Source organism: Marinimicrobium locisalis (genome assembly GCF_039822625.1).
GTDB lineage: Bacteria > Pseudomonadota > Gammaproteobacteria > Pseudomonadales > Cellvibrionaceae > Marinimicrobium > Marinimicrobium locisalis.
The window spans coordinates 49,654-71,102 of the sequence record NZ_JBDLLG010000006.1; the positions used below are offsets into that span (position 1 = coordinate 49,654).

16 protein-coding genes are annotated in these 21,449 nt (G+C 58.9%); 8 read left to right on the forward strand and 8 right to left on the reverse strand.

Going from position 1 to position 21,449, the window contains the following annotated elements:
* Positions 1-214: 214 nt before the first annotated feature.
* A complete protein-coding gene (locus AAE514_RS05615; RefSeq protein WP_347330541.1) occupies positions 215-817 on the reverse strand; it encodes a nucleotidyltransferase family protein in 603 nt (200 codons plus the stop codon).
* Between the two features lie 375 nt (positions 818-1,192).
* Here AAE514_RS05615 and AAE514_RS05620 point away from each other — a divergent pair, with 375 nt between their 5' ends.
* From AAE514_RS05620 to AAE514_RS05630, 3 genes are all read left to right on the forward strand, one after another.
* Positions 1,193-2,005, forward strand: a complete 813-nt coding sequence (locus AAE514_RS05620) for a formate/nitrite transporter family protein (protein WP_347330542.1) — start codon at positions 1,193-1,195, stop codon at positions 2,003-2,005.
* A 61-nt stretch (positions 2,006-2,066) separates the two neighbouring features.
* Positions 2,067-3,791, forward strand: coding sequence for a bifunctional protein-serine/threonine kinase/phosphatase (locus AAE514_RS05625; RefSeq protein WP_347330543.1), 1,725 nt, complete (start codon positions 2,067-2,069; stop codon positions 3,789-3,791).
* A gap of 124 nt (positions 3,792-3,915) precedes the next feature.
* Positions 3,916-4,875 (forward strand): pectinesterase family protein, encoded by a 960-nt coding sequence (locus tag AAE514_RS05630; protein WP_347330544.1) that lies wholly within the window; start codon positions 3,916-3,918, stop codon positions 4,873-4,875.
* A 1-nt stretch (position 4,876) separates the two neighbouring features.
* Here AAE514_RS05630 and senB read toward each other — a convergent pair whose 3' ends face one another.
* A complete protein-coding gene (senB, locus tag AAE514_RS05635) occupies positions 4,877-5,878 on the reverse strand; it encodes a selenoneine biosynthesis selenosugar synthase SenB (protein ID WP_347330545.1) in 1,002 nt (333 codons plus the stop codon).
* A gap of 215 nt (positions 5,879-6,093) precedes the next feature.
* On the opposite strand from senB, the gene AAE514_RS05640 reads away from it, so the two are divergent.
* From AAE514_RS05640 to AAE514_RS05650, 3 genes are read left to right on the forward strand one after another with little or no spacing between them, the layout of a single operon-like run.
* Positions 6,094-6,951, forward strand: coding sequence for a putative selenate ABC transporter substrate-binding protein (locus AAE514_RS05640; RefSeq protein WP_347330546.1), 858 nt, complete (start codon positions 6,094-6,096; stop codon positions 6,949-6,951).
* Entirely contained in the window at positions 6,948-7,601 is a 654-nt protein-coding gene (locus AAE514_RS05645; RefSeq protein ID WP_347330547.1) for an ATP-binding cassette domain-containing protein, read from the forward strand. The genes AAE514_RS05640 and AAE514_RS05645 overlap by 4 nt, the downstream gene beginning before the upstream one ends.
* Before the next feature lie 11 nt (positions 7,602-7,612).
* Entirely contained in the window at positions 7,613-9,085 is a 1,473-nt protein-coding gene (locus AAE514_RS05650) for a PhnE/PtxC family ABC transporter permease (RefSeq protein WP_347330548.1), read from the forward strand.
* A gap of 123 nt (positions 9,086-9,208) precedes the next feature.
* On the opposite strand, the gene AAE514_RS05655 is transcribed toward AAE514_RS05650, so the two are convergent.
* The 5 genes from AAE514_RS05655 to AAE514_RS05675 all read right to left on the reverse strand — a co-directional run bounded on the left by AAE514_RS05655 (position 9,209) and on the right by AAE514_RS05675 (position 16,809).
* Positions 9,209-9,976, reverse strand: coding sequence for a peptidylprolyl isomerase (locus AAE514_RS05655; protein ID WP_347330549.1), 768 nt, complete (start codon positions 9,974-9,976; stop codon positions 9,209-9,211).
* 109 nt (positions 9,977-10,085) lie between these two features.
* Positions 10,086-10,781: a respiratory nitrate reductase subunit gamma gene (narI, locus tag AAE514_RS05660; protein WP_347330550.1), complete on the reverse strand. Its 696-nt coding sequence runs from the start codon at positions 10,779-10,781 to the stop codon at positions 10,086-10,088.
* A gap of 8 nt (positions 10,782-10,789) precedes the next feature.
* Positions 10,790-11,506: a nitrate reductase molybdenum cofactor assembly chaperone gene (gene narJ / locus AAE514_RS05665; RefSeq protein ID WP_347330551.1), complete on the reverse strand. Its 717-nt coding sequence runs from the start codon at positions 11,504-11,506 to the stop codon at positions 10,790-10,792.
* Positions 11,507-11,529: 23 nt separating this feature from the next.
* Positions 11,530-13,062, reverse strand: coding sequence for a nitrate reductase subunit beta (gene narH, locus AAE514_RS05670; protein ID WP_347330552.1), 1,533 nt, complete (start codon positions 13,060-13,062; stop codon positions 11,530-11,532).
* 9 nt (positions 13,063-13,071) lie between these two features.
* On the reverse strand, positions 13,072-16,809 hold the full coding sequence (locus AAE514_RS05675) for a nitrate reductase subunit alpha (RefSeq protein ID WP_347330553.1): 3,738 nt from the start codon (positions 16,807-16,809) through the stop codon (positions 13,072-13,074).
* Positions 16,810-17,172: 363 nt separating this feature from the next.
* On the opposite strand from AAE514_RS05675, the gene AAE514_RS05680 reads away from it, so the two are divergent.
* Positions 17,173-18,450, forward strand: a complete 1,278-nt coding sequence (locus AAE514_RS05680) for an O-acetylhomoserine aminocarboxypropyltransferase/cysteine synthase family protein (RefSeq protein WP_347330554.1) — start codon at positions 17,173-17,175, stop codon at positions 18,448-18,450.
* A 65-nt stretch (positions 18,451-18,515) separates the two neighbouring features.
* Positions 18,516-20,339: a histidine kinase gene (locus tag AAE514_RS05685; RefSeq protein ID WP_347330555.1), complete on the forward strand. Its 1,824-nt coding sequence runs from the start codon at positions 18,516-18,518 to the stop codon at positions 20,337-20,339.
* Between the two features lie 33 nt (positions 20,340-20,372).
* Here the strand turns inward: AAE514_RS05685 and AAE514_RS05690 are convergent, their stop codons facing one another.
* On the reverse strand, positions 20,373-21,356 hold the full coding sequence (locus AAE514_RS05690) for an XdhC family protein (RefSeq protein WP_347330556.1): 984 nt from the start codon (positions 21,354-21,356) through the stop codon (positions 20,373-20,375).
* Positions 21,357-21,449 lie beyond the last annotated feature (93 nt).

Consider the following 21,449-nt stretch of genomic DNA (forward strand, 5'->3'; position numbering starts at 1 on the left):
CCCGATGTGGGGTGGACCTTTCACAGACACGCCGTAAATACATCCGTGTAGGCTCGAATCGCGGGTCCCCCGCTCCACGGTCTGTGAAAGGTCCACCCCACACCGGCCCTCCTCACGTTGTAGCACACTACCGCGTAGGCCGGATAAGGCCCAGCCGCATCCGGCACAAGGCTTCCTTTAAACCTGTAAACCACACCTTATATAAACCCAACAATCAACGTTCCAAATCCCCCGGCCGATCCACGTCTTTCAAAACCCCTTCATCATCAACCTGGATAAACTCACACTTCTCTCGGTGTCGTTGCACCACTGACTTTGCACCGTCATCCCCTGAAAGACCTGACAATTCCGTCCAAAAGGCGTTGCCGAAAAACACCGGGTGCCCAGCGTGGCCTTGGTGTATCGGCCTTACGATGGTCGATGCACGGGCGTTCTGTTTTAACTGTTCAACGGTGTCGCCTTGAACCCACGGCATGTCTCCCAGCAGGACGGCGGCGGTCGAGGCGTCATTTTGTGTGTCGAGCAGGTATTGGAAGGCGCTGGCGATGCTGGTGCCCAGACCAGTGTGGGCCTCAGGGGCGTGAACGATGGTAATGGCAGCTGGAATGTTCAAGTCAAGGGCTTTGTCATTGTGGCCGAGTACGAGGATGAGCTGGGTGAAGTGGCGTTGGGCTTTGCTCAGCGTGGTTTGTAATAGGGTTTGGCCTCCTGGGAGGCGAGCTTGGCGTTTGTCGCTGCCGTAGCGTTTGGATTGGCCGGCGGCCAGGACGATGCCGATGGGGGCGGTTTGTTCTGTGTGCCGTTTTTGCGGTTGCATTCGCGCGTTGGCTCTCGGTTTGTCCGGTTGGTGGTGAGCAACGCAAGAATAGCAGCGTTGAAGCCGGTGTTGCACCACTGTTGGGCCGCGCGCCCTGTTATGACGCTACGCCGCGGTGCTGCCCGGCCGCGAGCGATGGTGTGTTTTTGCCCCAATAGTGATCACCCTCAAATTTTAAATGCACCAAATGTAAGCCCCGGAACTGGCCGGCACGAATGCTCGCCCTGCACCAAACCATATGAAAGTACATTTATTTCAAACACTTACAACAAAAAGGGGGCATCTGGTTCACTTTTTGCGTTAGCCCTAACCACAACACACAGGACGCTCTTCTGGAGTGCCATTTCTATTCATTGATTGAAATCAGGGCTCGCTATGTCTTATTTATTGCCTTCGGAGTTCGCCACTAAGATGGTGGATGCCGGTGAAGCTAAGCTTTACATGTCTACCCGGGATGCGTTGATTCGGGCTTATATGGCCGGGGCCATTTTGGCCATTGCGGCTGTGTTTGCGGTCACCATCACGGTGCAGACCGGCTACCCCATTGTGGGGGCGGCGCTTTTTCCGGTGGGGTTCTGTATTCTTTATTTGATGGGTTTCGATTTGCTCACCGGGGTGTTTGTGCTGACGCCGCTGGCGCGGTTTGACCGGCGTCCGGGCATTACCTGGCCCAGAATTCTCAAACATTGGGGCGTGGTCTTTGCCGGTAACTTTGCGGGCGCGCTGACGGTGGCCTTTTTGATGGCCATTGTGTTCACCTACGGGTTTTCCACGGAACCGGATAAAGTCGGTCAGATTATCGGGGATATTGGCGAAGGCCGGACCGTTGGCTACAAGGAGTTTGGCGTGGGTGGCATGGCGACTATTTTTATTCGCGGGGTACTGTGTAACTGGATGGTGTCGCTCGGCGTAGTGGGGGCGATGATTTCCACCACGGTCAGTGGTAAGGTCATCGCCATGTGGATGCCGATCATGCTGTTCTTTGCCATGGGTTTTGAGCACTCGGTGGTGAATATGTTTTTGTTTCCCTCGGGGCTGATTATGGGGGGCAACTTCTCCATCATGGATTATCTGCTCTGGAACGAGATTCCGGTAGTGCTGGGCAACCTAATCGGCGGTCTGTCGCTAACGGGGCTGACACTGTACACCACTCATGTGCGCACCGCGCCGCAACGGGCTCTGTCCTGATACCCTAAGGAGCTGACGCCAACCGCCCCGGCGCCTTCGCGCCGGGGCGGTGGTTTTTTCTATGGCCGACTCACTAACGATTCGCCTGGGGCAATATTCCCACCAGGGCCGCAAGGCACTTAATCAGGATTTCCACGGGGCCTACCTGGCCAAGGAACCCTATCGAACCAGCAAGGGCGTGGTGATCGCGCTGGCCGATGGCATCAGCAGCAGTGATGTCAGTCAGGTCGCGAGCGAGTCGGCCGTCAGCAGTTTCCTGGCGGACTATTACTGCACCTCGGAAACTTGGTCGGTCAAACAGTCCGCTCAACGGGTGTTGATGGCCACCAACTCCTGGCTCCACGCCCAGACGCGGCAGAGCCAATATCGCTATGACATGGACCGGGGCTATGTCTGTACGTTCAGCGCGTTGATTCTCAAATCCACCACGGCCCACCTGTTTCATATCGGCGACAGCCGCATCTACCGCCTCAGTGGTGGGCGTCTGGAGCAGCTGACGGAAGACCATCGGCTGTGGGTGTCAAAGGAGGTGAGTTACCTGAGCCGGGCACTGGGCATTAACCACCATCTGGAAATGGATTACCGGACTCTGGCTCTGGAAGAAGGGGACACCTTCCTGCTGGCCACGGACGGGGTTTACGAATTTGTCAGCGAGCAGGCGGTGCTTGAGACACTCGATGCCTGTGGCGAAGACTTGGATAAGGCGGCGCGCCGCCTTGGCGAATTGGCCTACGACAACGGCAGTGATGACAACATTACCGCGCAGCTGGTCCGGGTGGAGGGGCTGCCCGGCGGTGAGCAAACCGAGATGGTTCGGGACCTGAAACACCTGCCCTTTCCCCCACCGCTGAGCGCCCGCATGCGGTTCGAGGGTTACCTCATTGTGCGCCAGCTTCACGCCAGCAGCCGCAGCCATGTGTATTTGGCCAAGGACCTGGAAACCGAGCAACCGCTAGTGCTAAAAACCCTGGCGACCGAGCTACAACACGAAGACGCCCACCAGGAACGCTTCCTGATGGAGGAGTGGATCGCCCGGCGCATCGACAACCCTCATGTGGTTAAACCCTGCTTGCCCAACCGAGCTCGCCAGCATTTGTATACGGTCACGGAATACATCGAAGGCCAAACGCTGCAGCAGTGGCCGTATGACAACCCAGCCCCGTCCCTGCCTCAGGTGCGAGACCTGGTGGCTCAGATTGCCAAGGGCGTAAGAGCGTTCCACCGTTTGGAAATGCTGCATCAGGACCTGCGCCCAGCGAATATCATGATCGATAACACGGGCACGGCAAAAATTATCGACTTCGGCTCCACCCGCGTGGCTGGACTCACGGAGCTAAGAACCCAAACGAATGAGATATTGGGCACGGCGGCCTACACCGCTCCCGAGTATTTTGTGGGCGAGCCGCCCACCCCCAGGGCCGACCAGTTTTCCCTGGCGGTGATTGCCTACCAGCTGCTCACCGGGGAGCTGCCTTACGGCACCCAGGTGGCCAAGGCTCGAACCCGAGCCGAGCAACACAGGCTGCGCTACCAATCCGCGCTGACCCACAACCCGACCCTACCGCCCTGGGTGGATGAAACGCTCAAACGGGCCTTGAACGTCGACCCGTTCAAGCGCTATGAGGCGCTCTCGGAGTTCGTCTACGACCTGGAGCACCCCAACCCCCGCTACGTTCAGAAAACCCAACCCCCGCTGCTGGAGCGTGACCCGGTGTTGTTTTGGAAAGGTACCTCTCTTATTCTCGCGCTCGTATCCCTGAGCTTGGCCGTTAAGCTGTTTGGCTGAGCCGAGACGAAGGCGCGGGCGAAGGATTGAGCGACTGACTGGAAAACTGAGCGAGCGAAGCACCCGTATACTGAATGTCCTACACTACGCGTTGAGAACAATATCAACCAAGGACTTTCACGCTATGAGAACTGTTCTGCTCTTCGCCCTGCTAGTGGCGCTACCGTTTACCGGCCATGCTCAGGTTGTCTATGAAATGACCGTCGCCCAGGACGGCAGCGGCGACTTTGAAAGCATTCAGGCCGCCATTGATGCCACCAAGGCCTTTCCGGACAAACGCATCACCATTCACGTGAAAAATGGCATCTACCACGAGCCGGTGAAGGTATACGAGTGGAACCCGATGGTCTCCCTCATTGGCGAGAGCGCGGAAGGCACGGTGATTACCTGGGGCAGCCATTTCAAGCAAATCAACAAAGGGCGCAACAGTACCTTTCATACGCCGACGGTACAGGTTAACGGCGACGATTTTCACGGGGAGAATCTGACTATCCGCAACACCGCCGGCCCCATCGGACAGGCCATCGCTCTGGCGATCAACGCCGACCGGGTCAGTTTTTATAACAGCCGGTTTCTCGGTCATCAGGACACAGTGTACGTCACCGGCGAAGGGAAAAAGCAGTACTTCAAGGACTGTTACATTGAAGGCACGACCGATTTCATTTTCGGGCGGGCCACCGCGGTGTTCGAGGGTTGCCAACTCCACTCCCTGGCGGATTCCTACATTACCGCCGCTTCCACACCACAGGACGTAGACCACGGCCTGGTATTCTTCGATGCGACTCTGACCGCCAACACCGACGTGGAGTCCGTATACCTGGGCCGCCCCTGGCGGGCCTACGCGCAAATCGTGTTTATCAACACCCAGATGGGGGAGCATATACGCCCCGAAGGCTGGCACAACTGGTCCAACCCCGAGGCCGAACGGCAAAGCTTTTACGCCGAGCACAACAGCCTGGGCCCCGGCGCCGCTTCCACTGAACGGGTCTCTTGGTCACACCAGCTAACCGAGGCGGACGCCGAACGCTATTCGCTGAAGACCATCCTGGGTTCGGAGCGCCGCCCCGAGTGGTATCTACGGTAGCCTAGGCGTGTTCCGAGGAGCTGCCTGTCTCCATTGCCGAGGCCACCACCGCCGCCAAGTGTGCCGCTTCGCGCTCGGGCGAGAATAAAGGGGCGCGGGCGGAGACCTGTCGGCCCAGGTCTTCCAGCCAATCCGGGGAGCCTTCGGCCCTCAGTAGGCAAGCGCGCAGTGCTTCGGTGCTTTCCACCGGATAGTAGCCCTCGTAATCGGCCCCCAACAGCCCTCGATTGCCCGGAATATCAGAGGCGATAATCGGCAAGCCCGCCACGCAAGCTTCGCTAACCACGTTTGCGCCCCCCTCCATAAGGGAGCTGATCACCATCAACCGCGCCCGGCCCATGGCCTGGCGAACACGCCACTGCGGCTGGTCGCCCAACCATCGGTAGTTCGGGTTGCCTTCCATCTCCTCGCGAGCGGCCCGGGCCCACGCTTCGCTGTGGGCCCCGCCCATTTGAATAATCTGCAAACGAGAGGCCCGTGGCAAGTCACGCACCGCATAGGCGGCACGCAGAGAGTCTTTCTCCTCTCGCAGATGCCCGGCCACCAGGACCTCGAAACGCCGCCGCCCGGGCTTTGAGACCTGGGGCGGCAATGGCCGAGCCGATTGGTGCACCACCCTCAAGCGACTCACATAGCGCTCCGGTAGGTTTTCCTCCAGGCAATCGTGCAGACCAATCAACACATCCGCCTCGTCCATACTGTCGTATACGGTGGTCGGATGGCTATACTGGAACCGATACACGTCGGTCCCTGTCAGGGCCAGAACCACTGGGCACAGAGGGAAGGCTTGCTTCCACGCTTTAAGGGCGCCGTGGCAGCGCCAAGCGTGAAGCGCGAGGATCAGCTCGGGGGCCCCGCTGGGCGCAGCGTCCGGAAGGCGGACCGAAACGCGATAGCCTTGGGAGCGCAAAAGGCCGGCCCAGCGCGTGGCGGTTGCCCGGTTACCGGCGCGAGAACCCGCGGCGGCTGGCGTAATCAACACGATGTGAGGTTTGTGGGGCACGGCCTCTCCTTCATAAATCTGTAAACTCAGCGGGCCCATTTTAAGAAGCCTTTCTTAAGGGGCCTTTCTTAAGGAGCCTTCTGGCGCCGATGTTGCCGGCCCAAAAAGATTAGCACGATCCAAAACAACGGCATACCGGCCCGACCGTGAACATGGATCGACGAAATCCGTTACCATATTCGCCGAGTTTTCATTGTAATAACAGAGGACATACTATGTTGGGACGCATTGCATTTTGCTTAACACTCTGCCTGGCCGCCCTCGGCGCCAGCGCCCAAACGTTCGTATTCACCGCCATCCCGGACGAGGACGAGACCCGCTTGCGTGAACGTTTTCAGGCCGTGGCGGACTATCTGGAAACGGAACTGGACGTCGAGGTTCGGTTCGTGCCGGTTAAGTCTTACGCCGCCGCCGTCAGTGCCTTTCGCAACGATCAGGTTCAACTGGCCTGGTTCGGCGGGCTCTCCGGAGTGCAGGCCCGAGCTCGGGTGCCCGGCTCACAAGCCCTGGCTCAGGGCGCGGAGGATGCCGAGTTCGTCACCTACTTTATCGCCCACAAGAGCACCGGCCTGAAGCCAGGTTCGGGGTTGACCGACAAACTGAAGGGCATGACTTTTACTTTCGGCTCCAAGGGTTCCACCTCGGGGCGCTTGATGCCCGAGTATTACCTCCGCAAAACCTACGACGCCGCACCGGATGAGGTGTTCGAGAAAGTCGGCTTCAGTGGCAACCATAGCCGTACCGCCTCACTCGTGGCCACCGGTGCCTATCAACTGGGCGCGCTGAACTATACGGTGTGGGAGAATGAGGTGGAAGCCGGCAACATCGATACCGAAGAGGTCAATGTTATTTGGGAAACACCGCCCTACCCGGATTACCAATGGACCATTCGCGGTGATGTGGACAAGCGCTTCGGCAAAGGCTTCACCGACAAGGTTCGCCAGGCGTTGCTTAATATGGATGACCCCGAGCTGCTGGAGAGCTTCCCACGCTCCAAGTTTATTCCCGCCGACAACAGCGACTACGAGACCATCGAAAATGTCGCCAAACAGATTGGTCTAATCGACGAATGACAGCACTGGCACTGGACGAGGTTGTCGCCCGTTATGGCGACTTGGAAGTACTCGGCCCGCTAAGCCTGGAGCTGGTGCGAGGGCAAACCGTGGCGCTGGTCGGTAAAAGCGGCGCCGGCAAGTCGACCCTTTTAAGCCTGATGCACCAGCGTTGGCGCACCCACGGGGTCGCGCTCATGCCCCAGGACCTGGGGCTGGTGCCGAACCTGAGTGTTTATCACAACGTATATATGGGCGGCCTGGCCCGGTATTCCCGCTGGCACAACCTGGTCACGCTTGCACGGCCCTACCGGCGGGATGTGGAGCAAGTTCGCCCCTTGCTCAAGACGCTCGAGATCGAGCATAAATGCTGGAGTGCGGCGGGCGAGCTCTCCGGTGGGCAACGCCAACGGGTGGCCGCCGCCCGGGCAATTTTTCAGGCCGGTGACATTTTACTCGCCGATGAGCCCGCCTCGGCTCTGGACGGGCCCATGGCCGAAACCGTGCTGGCAACGCTCACCCAGGCCTACGACACGGCCGTGCTAGCCATGCACGATGTCGAATTGGCCCTACGCTTTTCCGACCGCGTGGTCGGCATCGCCAATGGCGGCATTGCGCTGGACCAGCCCACCCACCGCGTGCAGGCATCCGACCTGCTGGCACTGTACTGATCAGAGGTGATATGAGGGGCTCGGCCAGCGTACGTACCAGCCTGTGGTTTGTCGCCCTGGCCGTGGTGTGTGTTTTTTTCGCCGACCTGACGATCAGCGCTCACGACCCCTGGGGCGAGCTCGCCCGTTTGTTCTCCGGCTTGGTGACCCCCGACTTCACCCAAAGCGATTATCTGGTCGAGGCGCTCATACGGACGCTGGCTTTCGCGTTTGTCGGCGTTGGGCTGGGCGCAATAAGCGGGTTTCTGTTGGCCATGGTCTTTGGCTCTCGCATTGTGCGCACATTTTGCGCATTTATCCGGGCCATTCACGAGCTTTTCTGGGCACTGATTTTCTTGCAGTTCTTCGGGCTGCACCCGCTCACCGGGGTGTTGGCCATCGCCATTCCCTACGCCGGAGTGTTTGGCAAAGTCTACGCCGAAATTCTGGAAGAAACCGACCCCCAACCTCGGGAGACACTGCCCTATGGAACCGGCTCGGTCATCGCCCTGCTCTATACTCGCGTAAGCCAGGCGTGGCCGCAGTTGGTCACCTATACCTCTTACCGGCTGGAGTGCGGCCTGCGCTCCAGCGCCGTACTCGGGTTCGTGGGCATGCCGACGCTGGGGTTTTACCTGGAATCGGCTTTCGCCCAAGGCCACTATTCAGTGGTGGGCGCGCTGCTGCTCTTGTTCTACGTACTGATCACCACGCTGCGCCTTTGGGTGCGTCCAAAGCTGGTGCCCTTATATTTGATCGCCGCCCCGTTCTTACTTGGCAGCGGCCTGCCGATTCGATGGCAGAACGTCACACGCTTTTTTACCGAAGACATTGTGCCGGCTCCGTTGCGCAACGGCGATGGCTGGGAGGCGCTCGGCCCCTGGCTGATGGAGCTGTTGAGCAGCGAGGCCTTGCCGGGCATTTGGAACACGCTGGTGCTTACCCAAATCGCATTGGTGCTGACCGGCGTGCTAACGCTCTTGCTCTATCCGATAGGGTCCCGCCACTTTACCAACCGCCTTACCGGCCCACTGGGCCACACGGTTTTGGTGGTGCTGCGCTCCACGCCGGAGTACTTGCTGGCGTTTATTCTGCTACAGCTATGGGGGCCTTCAATGTTGCCCGCGGTCATCGCGCTCGCGGTGCATAACAGCGGCATTATCGGGCACTTGATCGGGCGGCGCTCCAATGATCACACACTGCGCCCGGACGCACCCTCGGGCCTCGAGCGCTACACCTACGAGCTCACCCCCCGCCTGTACGGCCCGTTCTTGGCGTTTCTGTTCTACCGGTGGGAAATTATCATGCGCGAGACCGCCATCCTCGGCATCTTGGGGATCGCCACACTGGGGTTCTACGTGGACAGCGCCATTCAGGAAATCCGCTTTGATCGGGCAATGGTGCTGATAGTAATTACCGCCTTGTTGAACATTGGCGTGGATATCCTGGCCCGCTGGTTGCGGGCCAGATTGCGCTTGAAACATACCGCACAGAGCGAGCCTTAAGCGATGGTAACGGCGGATGCGCTCCGCTTATCCGCCCTACCCAAGCTTCCGTAGGGCGGATAAGCGGAGCGCATCCGCCGTTATCCCCCGTCAATCACTCTCGAGCGGCGCACCCCGGGGGATTTACTGCATGAGCGGGGAGCCATCCACCTGGAAATCATAGCCTTCTATTCTCGCTTCGGAAATTAGAACCTGAATGTACTGCGCGATGGCTTTGCGCCGTACTTTTTCGTTCAGGTATTCGGCTATCTGGCCGGCAACTTCTTCGTAGGGTAAGGGGCGGCCTGGAATTTTTCGCTCGATATAGACCAAGTGATAACCATAGCGGCTCTCCACCGGGCGGGGCATTAGGCCCGGTTCGGCGGCGAACACCTGGCGCTCGAACTCCGGTACGGTTTGTCCCTTGCTAAGCTGGCCGAGGCTGCCACCGGTTTCTTTCGAGGGGCAGGCCGACTCGCGCCGGGCGAGCTTGCCAAAGTCGGCCCCGCCTTTAAGGATGTCGATAAGCGCATCGGCACGAACTTTGGCTTCGGCCCGGCCCGCGTCGTCTTCTTTGGGAACGGCCAGCAAGATGTGTTTAACTTCCAGCAACGGCGAGGTTTCGAACTTTGCGGGGTTGGCCTCAAAGTACTGCCGACAGTCCTCCTCCGTTGCCTCCGGAATATCCACTTCTTTGTCGATTAGAGCTTCAATGAAATCCTCATCGGAACTCTCCACCGTATCGTCGCTGACCGACAGTCCCAGGGCTTTGGCGCGCTGACGAAACAGCTCGACGATAATCAGGGATTCGGCCGCTTTGAACATGGCTTCCCGCCGGGTTTCCGCCGGGTGGTACTGCATTTCCGCGAGCACTTTGTCTTCGGGGATTTGGGTGTGGTTGACGGTGATCATGTTTGTGAGCCCGTTTTAAGGTGGAGTCGGGGTGTTGGGTTTGGTGGCGGCGCCCGGTTTGGGTTACGGCGGATGCGCCTAAGGCGCATCCGCCAAAACCATACGTCAATTACATCGATGCTCGCGCGCGCCGACGAACCACCTGGTAATTTCTGCCCAGGTACTTCACCGGGACGCTCAGCAAATGCACCAGTCGGGTAAAGGGGAACAACAGGAAGATCGTCAGCCCCAGCACCAGGTGCGCCTTGAAGATCCAATGCACATCCACGATGTACTCAGCCCCAGTCAGCCCGCGCAACAGGAAGATGCTCTGAGCCCAGTTCATCAGCTTCGTCATGACGGCGCCATCCAGGTGACCGACGGAGATAAATATTGACGCCAAGCCGAGCAGCAGCTGCGCCAGCAGCAAGAACAACACGGCGATATCCATGGGCTTGCTGTTGGGACGAATGCGCGGATGGAGCAGCCGGCGCAGGGTGAGCACCACCAAACCAAACAGGCACATTACGCCGAAAATACCACCGGCCACCACGGCTAGAATTTGCTTGGCACTGGCGCTGACGCCCAGGAAATACCACACCTGAACCGGTGTCAGTAGACCCACCAAGTGGCCGAAGAAGATACCGATGATGCCAATATGAAACGGAATGCTGCCAATGCGCAGCCATTTCTTTTCCAGCAGCTGGCTCGAACTGGCCTTCCAGGTGTATTGCTCCCGGTCGTAACGAATCCAGGTCGCAATAAACATGACCGCCAGGGCGATATAGGGGTAGATGCCAAAGGCGAATAAATGAAAAGTAGACATCGTGCCTCCTATTGCTGTTGTGCGCGTTGGGGTTCCATCAGGTTCAGTATCTGCTCCTGATCCCGACGCTGGCCGGATTCCGGCCGGTATTGAACGTTACACCCTTCCGCCTGAGCGTCCGGCCCGAAAGTAACGGCCTCCTCTTCCCAGACTTGGTCCAAGGCTTCCGGGGTGTCGTCACGGGCTTCCCCGGCGACTTGCTCACGCATTTGTTCAATGTCGACCCGGTCACCACACCAATGCAACAACGCTTCAAACAAGGCCGCGTAGTTGGATTCGCGTTCTTTTAAGCGAGCCGCCAGAAGGCCAAGTATGTGTTCCACCTCCTGCAGGCCCGCCCGAGCGTTGTCCGGCCCTTGAGTGGAGAGGAACTCGAGATACAGCGGCAGATAGTCCGGCAGCTCGTTGGCGTCGATGGCCAGGCCGGCCTGCTGGTACTGGTTCATCAGATCCACCATGGCCTGACCCCGATCGCGGGATTCGCCGTGCACATGCTCAAACAACAGCAGTGACAGGGAACGGCCGCGCTCAAACAGGGCGTCATACTCGGCCTGCCAATCCATCAGGTCGCCGCCGGTGCGCTGCTCCACGAAGGCAAGCAGCGCCTCACGCTGTTTGCCTTTGAGGTTCATGCTCGAGACCAGCTCAACCAGCTCGGCTCGACCTTCCATTAGCTCTGCCGTGGGGTACTCCATCAGCAGAGAAATTACACGTAAACTTTTCATCAGTCTTTCTCCTAATCCCGCACTCAGTCTTGCAAAATGGCAGGAATAATCTGGCGGACGCCGGCACGGTTGCCGCCGAACAAACTGGTTTCGCTGTTACCGTCGGCACAGCCGTTACCGAAGCTAAACCCGCAGTCGCCTTTCATGTCGTAGGCGTCTTCGGCATAGGCTCGGTGGCTGGTGGGGATCACAAAGCGATCTTCATAGTTGGCGATGGCCATGTAGCGGTACATGTCCTCCACCTGCGCCACACTCAGACCGACCTGCTTGAGCACCTCCAGATCCTCTACGCCGTCTACATGTTGAGAGCGCTTGTAGGCGCGCATGGCAATCATGCGCTCGAGCGCTTCCACCACTGGCTTCTCCTCACCGGCGGTGAGCAGGTTGGCCAGATAGCGAATGGGAATTCGCAGGGATTTCAGGTCTGGAATTTCACCGTTCATGCCCACATGACCGGCTTCGGCGGCGCTCTGGATGGGCGAGAGCGGCGGCACGTACCACACCATGGGCAGTGTGCGGTATTCCGGGTGAAGGGGCAGCGCCACTTTCCAGTCAATCGCCATTTTGTAAGTGGGCGAGTTTTGGGCCGCTTCGATCCAACCCTGGGAGATACCCTCGGCCTCGGCGGCGGCAATCACCTCCGGGTCATTCGGGTCCAGGAAGATATCGAGCTGCGCCTCATACAAGTCCGCCTCGTTGGCCACGCTGGCGGCTTCCTCAATGCGGTCGGCGTCGTACAGGAGTACACCCAGGTAGCGAATGCGTCCCACGCAGGTTTCCGAACAAACGGTGGGCTGGCCCACTTCGATGCGCGGATAGCAGAAGGTACACTTCTCGGACTTGCCGCTTTTCCAGTTGTAGTAAATTTTCTTGTACGGACAGGCGGAAACACACATGCGCCAGCCCCGGCATTTGTCCTGATCGATCAACACAATGCCGTCTTCCTCGCGCTTGTAGATCGCGCCCGAGGGGCAAGAGGAAACACAAGCCGGGTTCAGGCAGTGCTCACACAACCGGGGCAGATACATCATGAAGGTGTTTTCAAACTGCCCATAGATGTCGGCCTGCACCTGGTCGAAGTTGACGTCCTTACGGCGCTTCTCAAACTCGGTGCCGAGAATCTCCTCCCAGTTCGGGCCCCATTCGATTTTCTCCATGCGCTGCCCGGACACCAACGAGAACGGGCGCGCCGTGGGCTGGTGCTTGGTGTCACCGGCTTTGTGCAGGTGTTGGTAGTCAAAATCAAACGGCTCGTAGTAGTCGTCAATTTCCGGAAGGTCCGGGTTGGCGAACAAGTTGGCCAGCACGCGAAGCTTGCCGCCGATACGAGGCTTGATTTTGCCTTTCTTGTCGCGCTTCCAGCCACCGTTCCACTTGTTTTGGTTTTCCCATTCTTTGGGGTAGCCGACCCCGGGCTTGGTTTCCACGTTGTTAAACCAGGCATACTCGACACCTTCGCGCGAGGTCCAGACGTTTTTGCAGGTGACTGAACAGGTGTGGCAACCAATGCACTTGTCCAGATTCAGCACCATGCCGATTTGCGCTCTTACTTTCATTGCACTACCTCACTCAGTGTCCAGCCAGTCGACCTTGTCCATTTTGCGGACAATGACGAATTCATCGCGGTTGCAGCCTACGGTGCCGTAATAGTTGAAGCCGTAGGCCTGTTGGGCGTAGCCACCGATCATATGGGTGGGTTTCATCACCGCACGGGTCACGGAGTTGTGAATCCCGCCGCGGGTTTTGGTCAGGTTTGACCCCGGGGTGTTGATGATCCGCTCTTGGGCGTGATACATCATGCTCATGCCCTGGGGTACCCGCTGGGAGACGACCGCTCGACAGGCGATGGCGCCGTTGACATTGAAGACGTCGATCCAGTCGTTATCCTCAATGCCGGCTAACTTGGCGTCGTGTTCGCTCAGCCAAACTATCGGGCCACCGCGTGACAGGGTCTGCATCAACAGGTTGTCCGAATAGGTGCTGTGAATGCCCCACTTTTGGTGCGGGGTGATCCAGTTGAGCACCAGCTCTTTGTTACCGTTGCTGCGCTGGTTGAGGATCGGCTCGATGGTTTTCAGGTTCACCGGCGGCTTGTACAGACAATGCTGCTCACCGAAATCGAGCATCCACTCGTGATCCTGATAGAACTGCTGCCGGCCGGTGATGGTGCGCCACGGAATCAGCTCATGCACGTTGGTATAACCCGCGTTGTAGGACACATGCTCATCTTCCAGACCCGACCAGGTCGGTGAGGAAATGATCTTGCGTGGCTGAGCGACGATATCGCGGAAACGGATTTTCTCTTCCTCTTTAGGCAGCGCCAGGTGCTTGTGATCCCGGCCGGTAATTTTACCCAAGGCGTCCCAGGCTTTTACCGCCACATGGCCATTGGTTTCCGGAGCCAAGGACAGAATCACTTCGCAGGCGTCGATGGCAGACTCAATCCGGGGACGGCCTTTGTTGGCCCCCTCTTCATGATGCACGCGGTTGAGCTTACCGAGGAACGCCACTTCTTCTTTGGTATCCCAGTTGATGCCCTTACCGCCGTTGCCCAGTTTGTCCATCAACGGGCCAAGGGAGGTAAAACGGTGGTAGGTGTTGGGATAGTCCCGCTCCACCACGTTGATGTTGGGCATGGTCACTCCAGGCACCGCATCGCACTCGCCTTTCCACCAGGCTTTTACACCGTAGGGCTGGGCCATTTCCCCCGGGGAGTCGTGCATGATGGGTGTGGTCACCACATCCTGCTCCACGCCCAGGTGGCCGTTGGTGAGCTCCGAGAACTTTTTGGCGATGCCCTTGAAAATGTCCCAGTCGCTGCGCGATTCCCACACCGGGTCGATCGCTTCGGTGAGCGGGTGGATGAACGGATGCATATCCGAGGTGTTCATGTCGTCCTTTTCGTACCAAGTGGCGGTCGGCAGAACAATGTCGGAATAGAGGCAAGTGGTGGACATGCGGAAGTCCAGGGTGACCCACAGGTCCACCTTGCCCTCCGGTGCCTCGTCGCGCCAAGTGACATCTTCGGGTTTGGCTTCGCCGGTCTCGCCCAGATCCTTGTTCATCAGGCCGTGTTTGGTACCCAACAAGTGGCGCAGCATGTATTCGTGGCCCTTGCCACTGGAGCCCAGTAAGTTCGAGCGCCAAATAAACATATTGCGCGGGTAGTTCTGCGGGCTGTCCGGATCTTCGCAGGCAAATTTCAGCTCGCCACCCACCAATTGATCGCGCACATAGTCTTTGACGTCCTTGCCGGCCGCCTTGGCCGCTTCGGCCAGCTTCAGCGGGTTGGTGGCCAACTGCGGGGCGGAGGGCAACCAGCCCATGCGCTCGGCGCGGGTGTTGTAATCGAGAATGCTGGACTGCCATTTTTCCTTGTTCGCCAGAGGCGAGACCAGGTCGCCCATATTGAGCTTCTCGTAGCGCCACTGGTCAGAGTGTGCGTAGAAGAACGAGGTGCCGTTCATTTGCCGGGGCGGACGCTGCCAGTCCAAGCCAAAGGCCAGCGGCTGCCAGCCGGTTTGCGGGCGCAGCTTTTCCTGGCCCACATAGTGGGCCCAACCGCCGCCGCTCTGTCCGACGCAACCACACATCATCAGCATGTTGATCAGACCGCGGTAGTTCATGTCCATATTGAACCAGTGGTTCATGCCAGCGCCGACAATGATCATGGAGCGACCGTGGGTTTTGTCGGCGGTGCGGGCAAACTCCCGGGCAACGGTGATCACATGTTCGGGCTTAACGCCGGTAATGCGCTCCTGCCACTGGGGCGTGTAGGGCTTGTCCTCGTCAAAGCTCTGGGCGCAATTGGGATCGTCCAAACCGTTGTCGACGCCGTAGTTAGCCAGGGTCAGGTCGTAGACGGTGGCCACCAGCACTTGGCGGCCGTCGGCCAGCGTGACTCGTTTGGCGGGCACCTTGCGCATCTGCACTTCGGTGTGCTCGGTGTGCTGGAAATACCCGTAGTCGTGTTCCTTGCAGCCAAAATAAGGGAAGGCCACATCGGCAATCTCGTCGCTGTTGCCTTTCAGAGAGAGTTGCAGGTCCACCTCATCGCCGGTAAGACCGTCGCGATTTTCCAGGTTCCACCGGCCGGTTTGCCCTTCCGGGCGTCCCCAACGATAGCCGATAGAGCCATTGGGGCTAACCAGACGCTGGTCAGCGCCGTTGATGGCAATGGTTTTCCAGTCCGGGTTGGCTTCTTCCCCCAGGTTGTCCACCAAGTCCGCCGCGCGCAGAAAACGGCCTTGCTGCAAACGGCCAGCCTCATCATCCAGAATGACCAGGTTGGGCATGTCGGTGTAGCGCTTCACGTAGTTCGTGAAGTACTCACTCTGGGAGTCAACATAGAACTCTTTCAGAATCACATGACCGAAGGCCATGGCCAGGGCGGCATCGGTGCCCTGACGGGGCGCCAGCCACTGGTCGGTGAGCTTGGCGACCTCGGAATAGTCCGGAGTAATGCTGATGACCTTGGTACCCTTGTAGCGCACTTCAGTCATAAAGTGAGCATCGGGCGTGCGGGTTTGGGGGACGTTGGAACCCCAGCAAATAATGTAGGAGGAGTTGTACCAGTCCGCGGATTCGGGCACGTCGGTCTGCTCGCCCCACACTTGCGGGGAGGCGGGAGGAAGGTCGCAGTACCAGTCGTAAAAGCTCAGGCAGTTGCCGCCTATCAGAGACAGGTAGCGGGCCCCCGAGGCGTAGGACACCATGGACATGGCCGGGATGGGCGAAAAGCCGGTGATGCGATCCGGGCCGTAGGTTTTCGCGGTGTAGACGTTGGAGGCGGCAATGATTTCATTCACTTCATTCCAGTGGGCGCGGATAAACCCGCCCAGCCCGCGCCGGGATTTATAACTCTTCGCCTTGGCCGGGTCTTCCACAATGGAGGCCCAGGCCTGAACCGGGTCGGCATACTGCTCGCGCGCTTCGCGCCAGAGCTTCATCAGTGACTGACGAACTTTGGGGTACTTCAAGCGGTTGGCGCTGTAGATGTACCAGGAGTAGCTGGCTCCACGAGGGCAGCCGCGGGGCTCATGGTTGGGCAGATCCGGACGGGTACGCGGGTAATCGGTCTGCTGGGTTTCCCAGGTGACCAGACCGTTTTTTACATAGATTTTCCAGCTGCAGGAGCCGGTGCAGTTCACGCCGTGGGTGGAACGCACAATTTTGTCGTGCTGCCAGCGCTGCCGGTAACCGCGCTCCCATTGGCGATCTTCATCGGTGGTAACGCCGTGGCCTTCGGCAAAAGATTCTCGCTGCGCTTGAAAGTAGCGCAACTTATCGAGAAGGTGACTCATTCGCGGACTCCTGAACAGAGGCTATGGCAATCCCCAAAGCGGGAGATTGCGCGGTAACAATTTCACCCGGGCATAGTGCGCAAAAATCCGCCGCACCGCTACCAGCGCTGGCGCCGTAAAAATGCCCCCTTCTACTCCCTTGGTAGTAGCCCGGGAGTTTTCTAACCTCTTGTTTTTAAAGGAATCACCTTTCTTTGTCCTTGCCTGGAATCCCTTGCAGAGGCCCGTTGATTCATCGGTGGTATCCCGTAATAGACGTGAGGTTATTACGAGTCATTTTCATTCTGCGTTGTGGTAAAGTGAGGCTCTGGGCAGGACAAAGAAACCGGCGCCAAATGGCGCCGACTTGTGGAGACAATCGCTATGAAACTCGAATCCCTGGCGCTGCATTGTGGCTATGAACCGGAACCCACGACCCATGCGGCCACCACCCCGATTTATCAAACCACTTCGTACACCTTTGACGATACTCAACACGGCGCGGATCTGTTCGATCTAAAGGTCGAAGGCAATATTTATACACGAATCATGAACCCCACCAATGCGGTGCTGGAGGCACGCGTGGCGGCCATGGAAGGCGGCATTGGTGCGCTGGCATTGGCCTCGGGCATGGCGGCCATCACCTATTCGATTCAGTGTATCGCCGACGCCGGGGACAACATCATCAGCACCAGCCAACTCTACGGCGGCACCTACAATTTGTTCGCCCACAGCTTTCCCCGTCAGGGTATTGACGTACGCATGGCCTCCTTCGACGACCTGGAAAAGATGGAGAGCTTTGTTGATGAGCGAACCAAGGCGATTTTCTGCGAGTCCATCGGCAACCCGGCGGGCAACATTGTGGATATCCAGGCCCTGGCGGATATCGCCCACCGGAACGGCATTCCATTGATCGTGGACAACACCGTGGCGACGCCGTTTTTGTGCAAGCCTTTCGAGTTTGGGGCGGACATTGTGGTGCACTCGCTCACCAAATACATTGGCGGGCACGGCACTACCGTGGGCGGCGCTATTGTAGACTCGGGCAAGTTTGACTGGGTGGCCAACAAAGAGCGTTTCCCCATGCTGAACGAGCCGGACCCCTCCTATCACAACGTGGTTTATACCGAAGCGCTGGGCGAGGCGGCCTACATCGGCCGCTGTCGTGTGGTACCGCTGCGCAATACCGGCTCCGCCCTCGCGCCGCACAGCGCTTTTTTGATCATGCAGGGTTTGGAAACACTGGGCCTTCGTATGGAACGCCATTGCGAGAACGCGCTAAAAGTGGCCCAGCATCTGAAGCAGCACCCGAAAATCAACTGGGTAAACTACGCCGCCCTGCCGGACAGTCCCTTCAACGGCCTATGCCAGAAAATCAGCGGCGGACGAGCGTCGGGCATTCTGAGTTTTGGTATCAAGGGAGGGAAAGACTCGGGCGCGCAGTTTATCGACGCTCTGCAGATGATTTTGCGCCTGGTGAACATCGGTGATGCCAAGTCCCTCGCCTGTCACCCGGCCACCACGACCCACCGCCAGCTCAATGAGGAGGAACTCAAGTCAGCCGGCGTCTCTGCCGATCTGGTGCGCCTGTCCATTGGTATTGAGCACATTGATGATATTATAGCGGATATTGATCAGGCCCTGGAGCACGTCAGCGCCTGATACGCCCCGCTCAGGCTCTGGCCGGGGCCTCACGCCCCGGCCATCCATGCAAAACGGCACCGTCTATGCGCTCTACATCCCTGGTTCTCAGCATCAAGCTCGCGCTTGCCGGCATTGTCGCTTTGGCCGCCCTCACCATGGCGGCCTCCTACTGGCTCTCGGACCGGGCGGACAGCGATGCCCATGCGATCAACCTGGCCGGCTCATTGCGCATGCACACCTATCGGCTGTTGGCCCTAGAGGACAACCCGGCCGCTACCGAGGAAGATCGCCGCCAGGCCCGCGAGCAATTGGAGAGCACCTGGGCTCACCCCCTATTTGAGTCCCTGCGCCACCGCAGCGACCCGTTAGCCCGGGAGTTGGACAGCGCCCAGGCTCAGTGGCACACCCTCAAGCAGGCGTTCTCCGAGCTCTCGCCCGCCGAGCGCATTGCCGCCACGGACCGCTTTGTGGGGCAGCTCTATGCCTTCGTCAACCAATTGCAACACCATGCCGAGCGCAATGCGGCACTTCTACGGCTGGTACAAGTACTCGCCCTGTTCGCCATCCTCGCACTGGCTGCCGTCGTCGCCTATTGGCTGCATCGCCGCCTGGAGCACCCGCTCGCCGAGCTGCAGAAGGTGACCCAGCGCATCAGCCAGGGCGACTATGAGTACCGGCTGCAACCCCGTTTTGTGGATGAACTCGGGGTGGTGGCCGAATCGTTCAACCAGATGAGCCGGGCTATTGCCCACGCCCATGGGCAAATGGAGTCCCAAATCGAGCAACAAACCCGGGAGCTCCAGCGCAGCAACACCACCTTGCAGTTTCTGTATGAAACCGCGCAAACCATTATCGAACAGGAAACCGGCGGCATTGATTTTCAGCCCATTATCAATCGTGCCGCCGAAATCGCTCAGGTGGACGACCTGGAACTGTGCCTGATTACCGACACGGGGGACCACCCTTACCGTCAAATCAAGCCCGAAGACAGCGACTATGACCTGTGCATGACTCGCAACTGCGGCGATTGCCTCAGCGGCGAACTGCTCACCAACGCCCAAGGCACCGGTTTGCCCGATCCGGTCTACCGCTACAGCTTTCCCATGAACCGGGAGCAACGCCATTATGGCGTACTGGTTTGTCGCATGGGGGAGGGAGAAATCCTAACCGCCTGGAAGCAGCAGCTACTCCAGTCCATTGCCGACCAAATCGCCATGGCTCTCAGCTTGCAGGCGGAGGAAGATAATGCCCGGCGCCTGTCCCTGGCTCACGAGCGCACGGTCATCGCCCGGGAGCTACACGACTCTCTGGCTCAAGCCCTGTCGTACCTTAAGATCCAGGTTACCCGCCTGAACCGCGCTCTGGCCAAGGACGATAAAAAGATACTGGAGGATGTTTCCAACGAGTTGCAAGAAGGGCTCAGCTCCGCCTACCGACAGCTGCGCGAGCTACTGACCACCTTCCGACTCAAGGTGGACGGCCCAGGGCTGCTCGGCGCGCTGCAAATGAGCGTAAAGCAGCTCAGCGACCAAACCGACATGAGCATTGAGCTTGATTATCAGCTGGAGAGCCTGCCGCTAACGCCCAACGAAGAAATTCACCTGCTACAGATCGTGCGCGAAGCCACCCAGAACGCCATCCACCACAGCCGGGGGCAACGCGTCGACATTCATATTGAGCGCCAACAAAACAAGGTAGCCGTATTAATCGACGACGACGGGGTGGGCATTTCCGAGAGCCCGGAAAAACTGAACCACTACGGCCTGGCCATTATGCAGGAGCGCAGCAAAAACCTCGGCGGCCGGGTAAGCATTGCCAACCGCTCCGAAGGCGGCACCCGGGTGGCCTTTTCCTTTACGCCCGACTGCCTGCGCCAGGTCAACGTTTTTGCGCGCGAGGCTCATTGACCGGCTCGCGCTCCCCCAGGCTAAAGGGCACCGCTAAAGACGGTCACGCGCCCTGCCTCGCTGAACCCGCACAATATCGGCCATGACCGCCAGCGCTATTTCGGCGGGTGTTTTGCTCCCCAGCGCCAGGCCGATGGGCATATGAATGCGGGTAATTTCTTGCTCGCTCAACCCTCCGGAGCGACGCAACCGCTCGGCGCGCGCTTCGGAGCTCCGCCTGGAGCCCATCACCCCCAAATAGAATGCCGGCGTATTCACCGCCTCGATCATGGCCAGGTCATCAATGCGGGGGTCGTGAGTAAGCGCGACCACCGCCGTTGCAGCGTGGCAAGCGCCCGGCGAGGCGATATACACTGAGGGCAAAACCGGCTCAACCCTGGCGCCCTCAACGGGAGCATTGTCCAACGCCTCTTCCCGAGGGTCACAGACGATCACCTCGTACCCCAGGGCCTTGGCAAATTCGGCACAGGCAATGGAGACGGTGGAGATACCGGCGATGATCAGGCGTGCCGCCGGCCCAACCCGAATTGAGACACTCCGCCCCGAATCACTATCAACAACCCTTGGCCCCACCCCCTCCTCGTCAACAAAGGTTTTCTCACCGCTTTCCAGGGCCACCTGGCGCGTGCGCACCTGCTGGCCGCGCAACGTCGCCAACAGGGTGTCCATGTGTTCCAGATTGTCGCGGTCAGGCCTCATACGCTCAATCAACACATCAAGCGTACCGCCACAGGGCAACGCTACTCGATTTCCCCCCTGGCCATCCCGGGAGCCATAGCGGAGGCGCTGCGCTGGTTGATTGAAGGCACCTTCCCCCAGGCACTCCAGGAAATCCTCCTCGACGCAGCCACCGGAAAGTGAGCCTACATGGCGGCCATCAGCGCGGGCCACAAACATGGAGCCGGGTTCACGAGGCGAAGAGCCGAAAGTGGAGAGCACAGTGCAAAACCAGACGGTTTCACCCTGGCTCAACCACGCCCGGGCCTGCTCCACGACTTTCAGGTCCAGATGCTGCAAATCAACGCCCTCCAAAAAGGAAGTTTTTGGACCCTGGCTGTGAGCGGGAGTTTAGAGATGGGATCTTGAAGCATAACGCACCAGTCGTCATCA

Coding starts and splice junctions, on each gene's coding strand:
- AAE514_RS05615 (WP_347330541.1), bottom strand. CDS start 817: ATGCAACCGCAAAAACGGCACACAGAACAAACCGCCCCCATCGGCATC.
- AAE514_RS05620 (WP_347330542.1), top strand. CDS start 1,193: ATGTCTTATTTATTGCCTTCGGAGTTCGCCACTAAGATGGTGGATGCC.
- AAE514_RS05625 (WP_347330543.1), top strand. CDS start 2,067: ATGGCCGACTCACTAACGATTCGCCTGGGGCAATATTCCCACCAGGGC.
- AAE514_RS05630 (WP_347330544.1), top strand. CDS start 3,916: ATGAGAACTGTTCTGCTCTTCGCCCTGCTAGTGGCGCTACCGTTTACC.
- AAE514_RS05640 (WP_347330546.1), top strand. CDS start 6,094: ATGTTGGGACGCATTGCATTTTGCTTAACACTCTGCCTGGCCGCCCTC.
- AAE514_RS05645 (WP_347330547.1), top strand. CDS start 6,948: ATGACAGCACTGGCACTGGACGAGGTTGTCGCCCGTTATGGCGACTTG.
- AAE514_RS05650 (WP_347330548.1), top strand. CDS start 7,613: ATGAGGGGCTCGGCCAGCGTACGTACCAGCCTGTGGTTTGTCGCCCTG.
- AAE514_RS05655 (WP_347330549.1), bottom strand. CDS start 9,976: ATGATCACCGTCAACCACACCCAAATCCCCGAAGACAAAGTGCTCGCG.
- narI (WP_347330550.1), bottom strand. CDS start 10,781: ATGTCTACTTTTCATTTATTCGCCTTTGGCATCTACCCCTATATCGCC.
- narJ (WP_347330551.1), bottom strand. CDS start 11,506: ATGAAAAGTTTACGTGTAATTTCTCTGCTGATGGAGTACCCCACGGCA.
- narH (WP_347330552.1), bottom strand. CDS start 13,062: ATGAAAGTAAGAGCGCAAATCGGCATGGTGCTGAATCTGGACAAGTGC.
- AAE514_RS05675 (WP_347330553.1), bottom strand. CDS start 16,809: ATGAGTCACCTTCTCGATAAGTTGCGCTACTTTCAAGCGCAGCGAGAA.
- AAE514_RS05680 (WP_347330554.1), top strand. CDS start 17,173: ATGAAACTCGAATCCCTGGCGCTGCATTGTGGCTATGAACCGGAACCC.
- AAE514_RS05685 (WP_347330555.1), top strand. CDS start 18,516: ATGCGCTCTACATCCCTGGTTCTCAGCATCAAGCTCGCGCTTGCCGGC.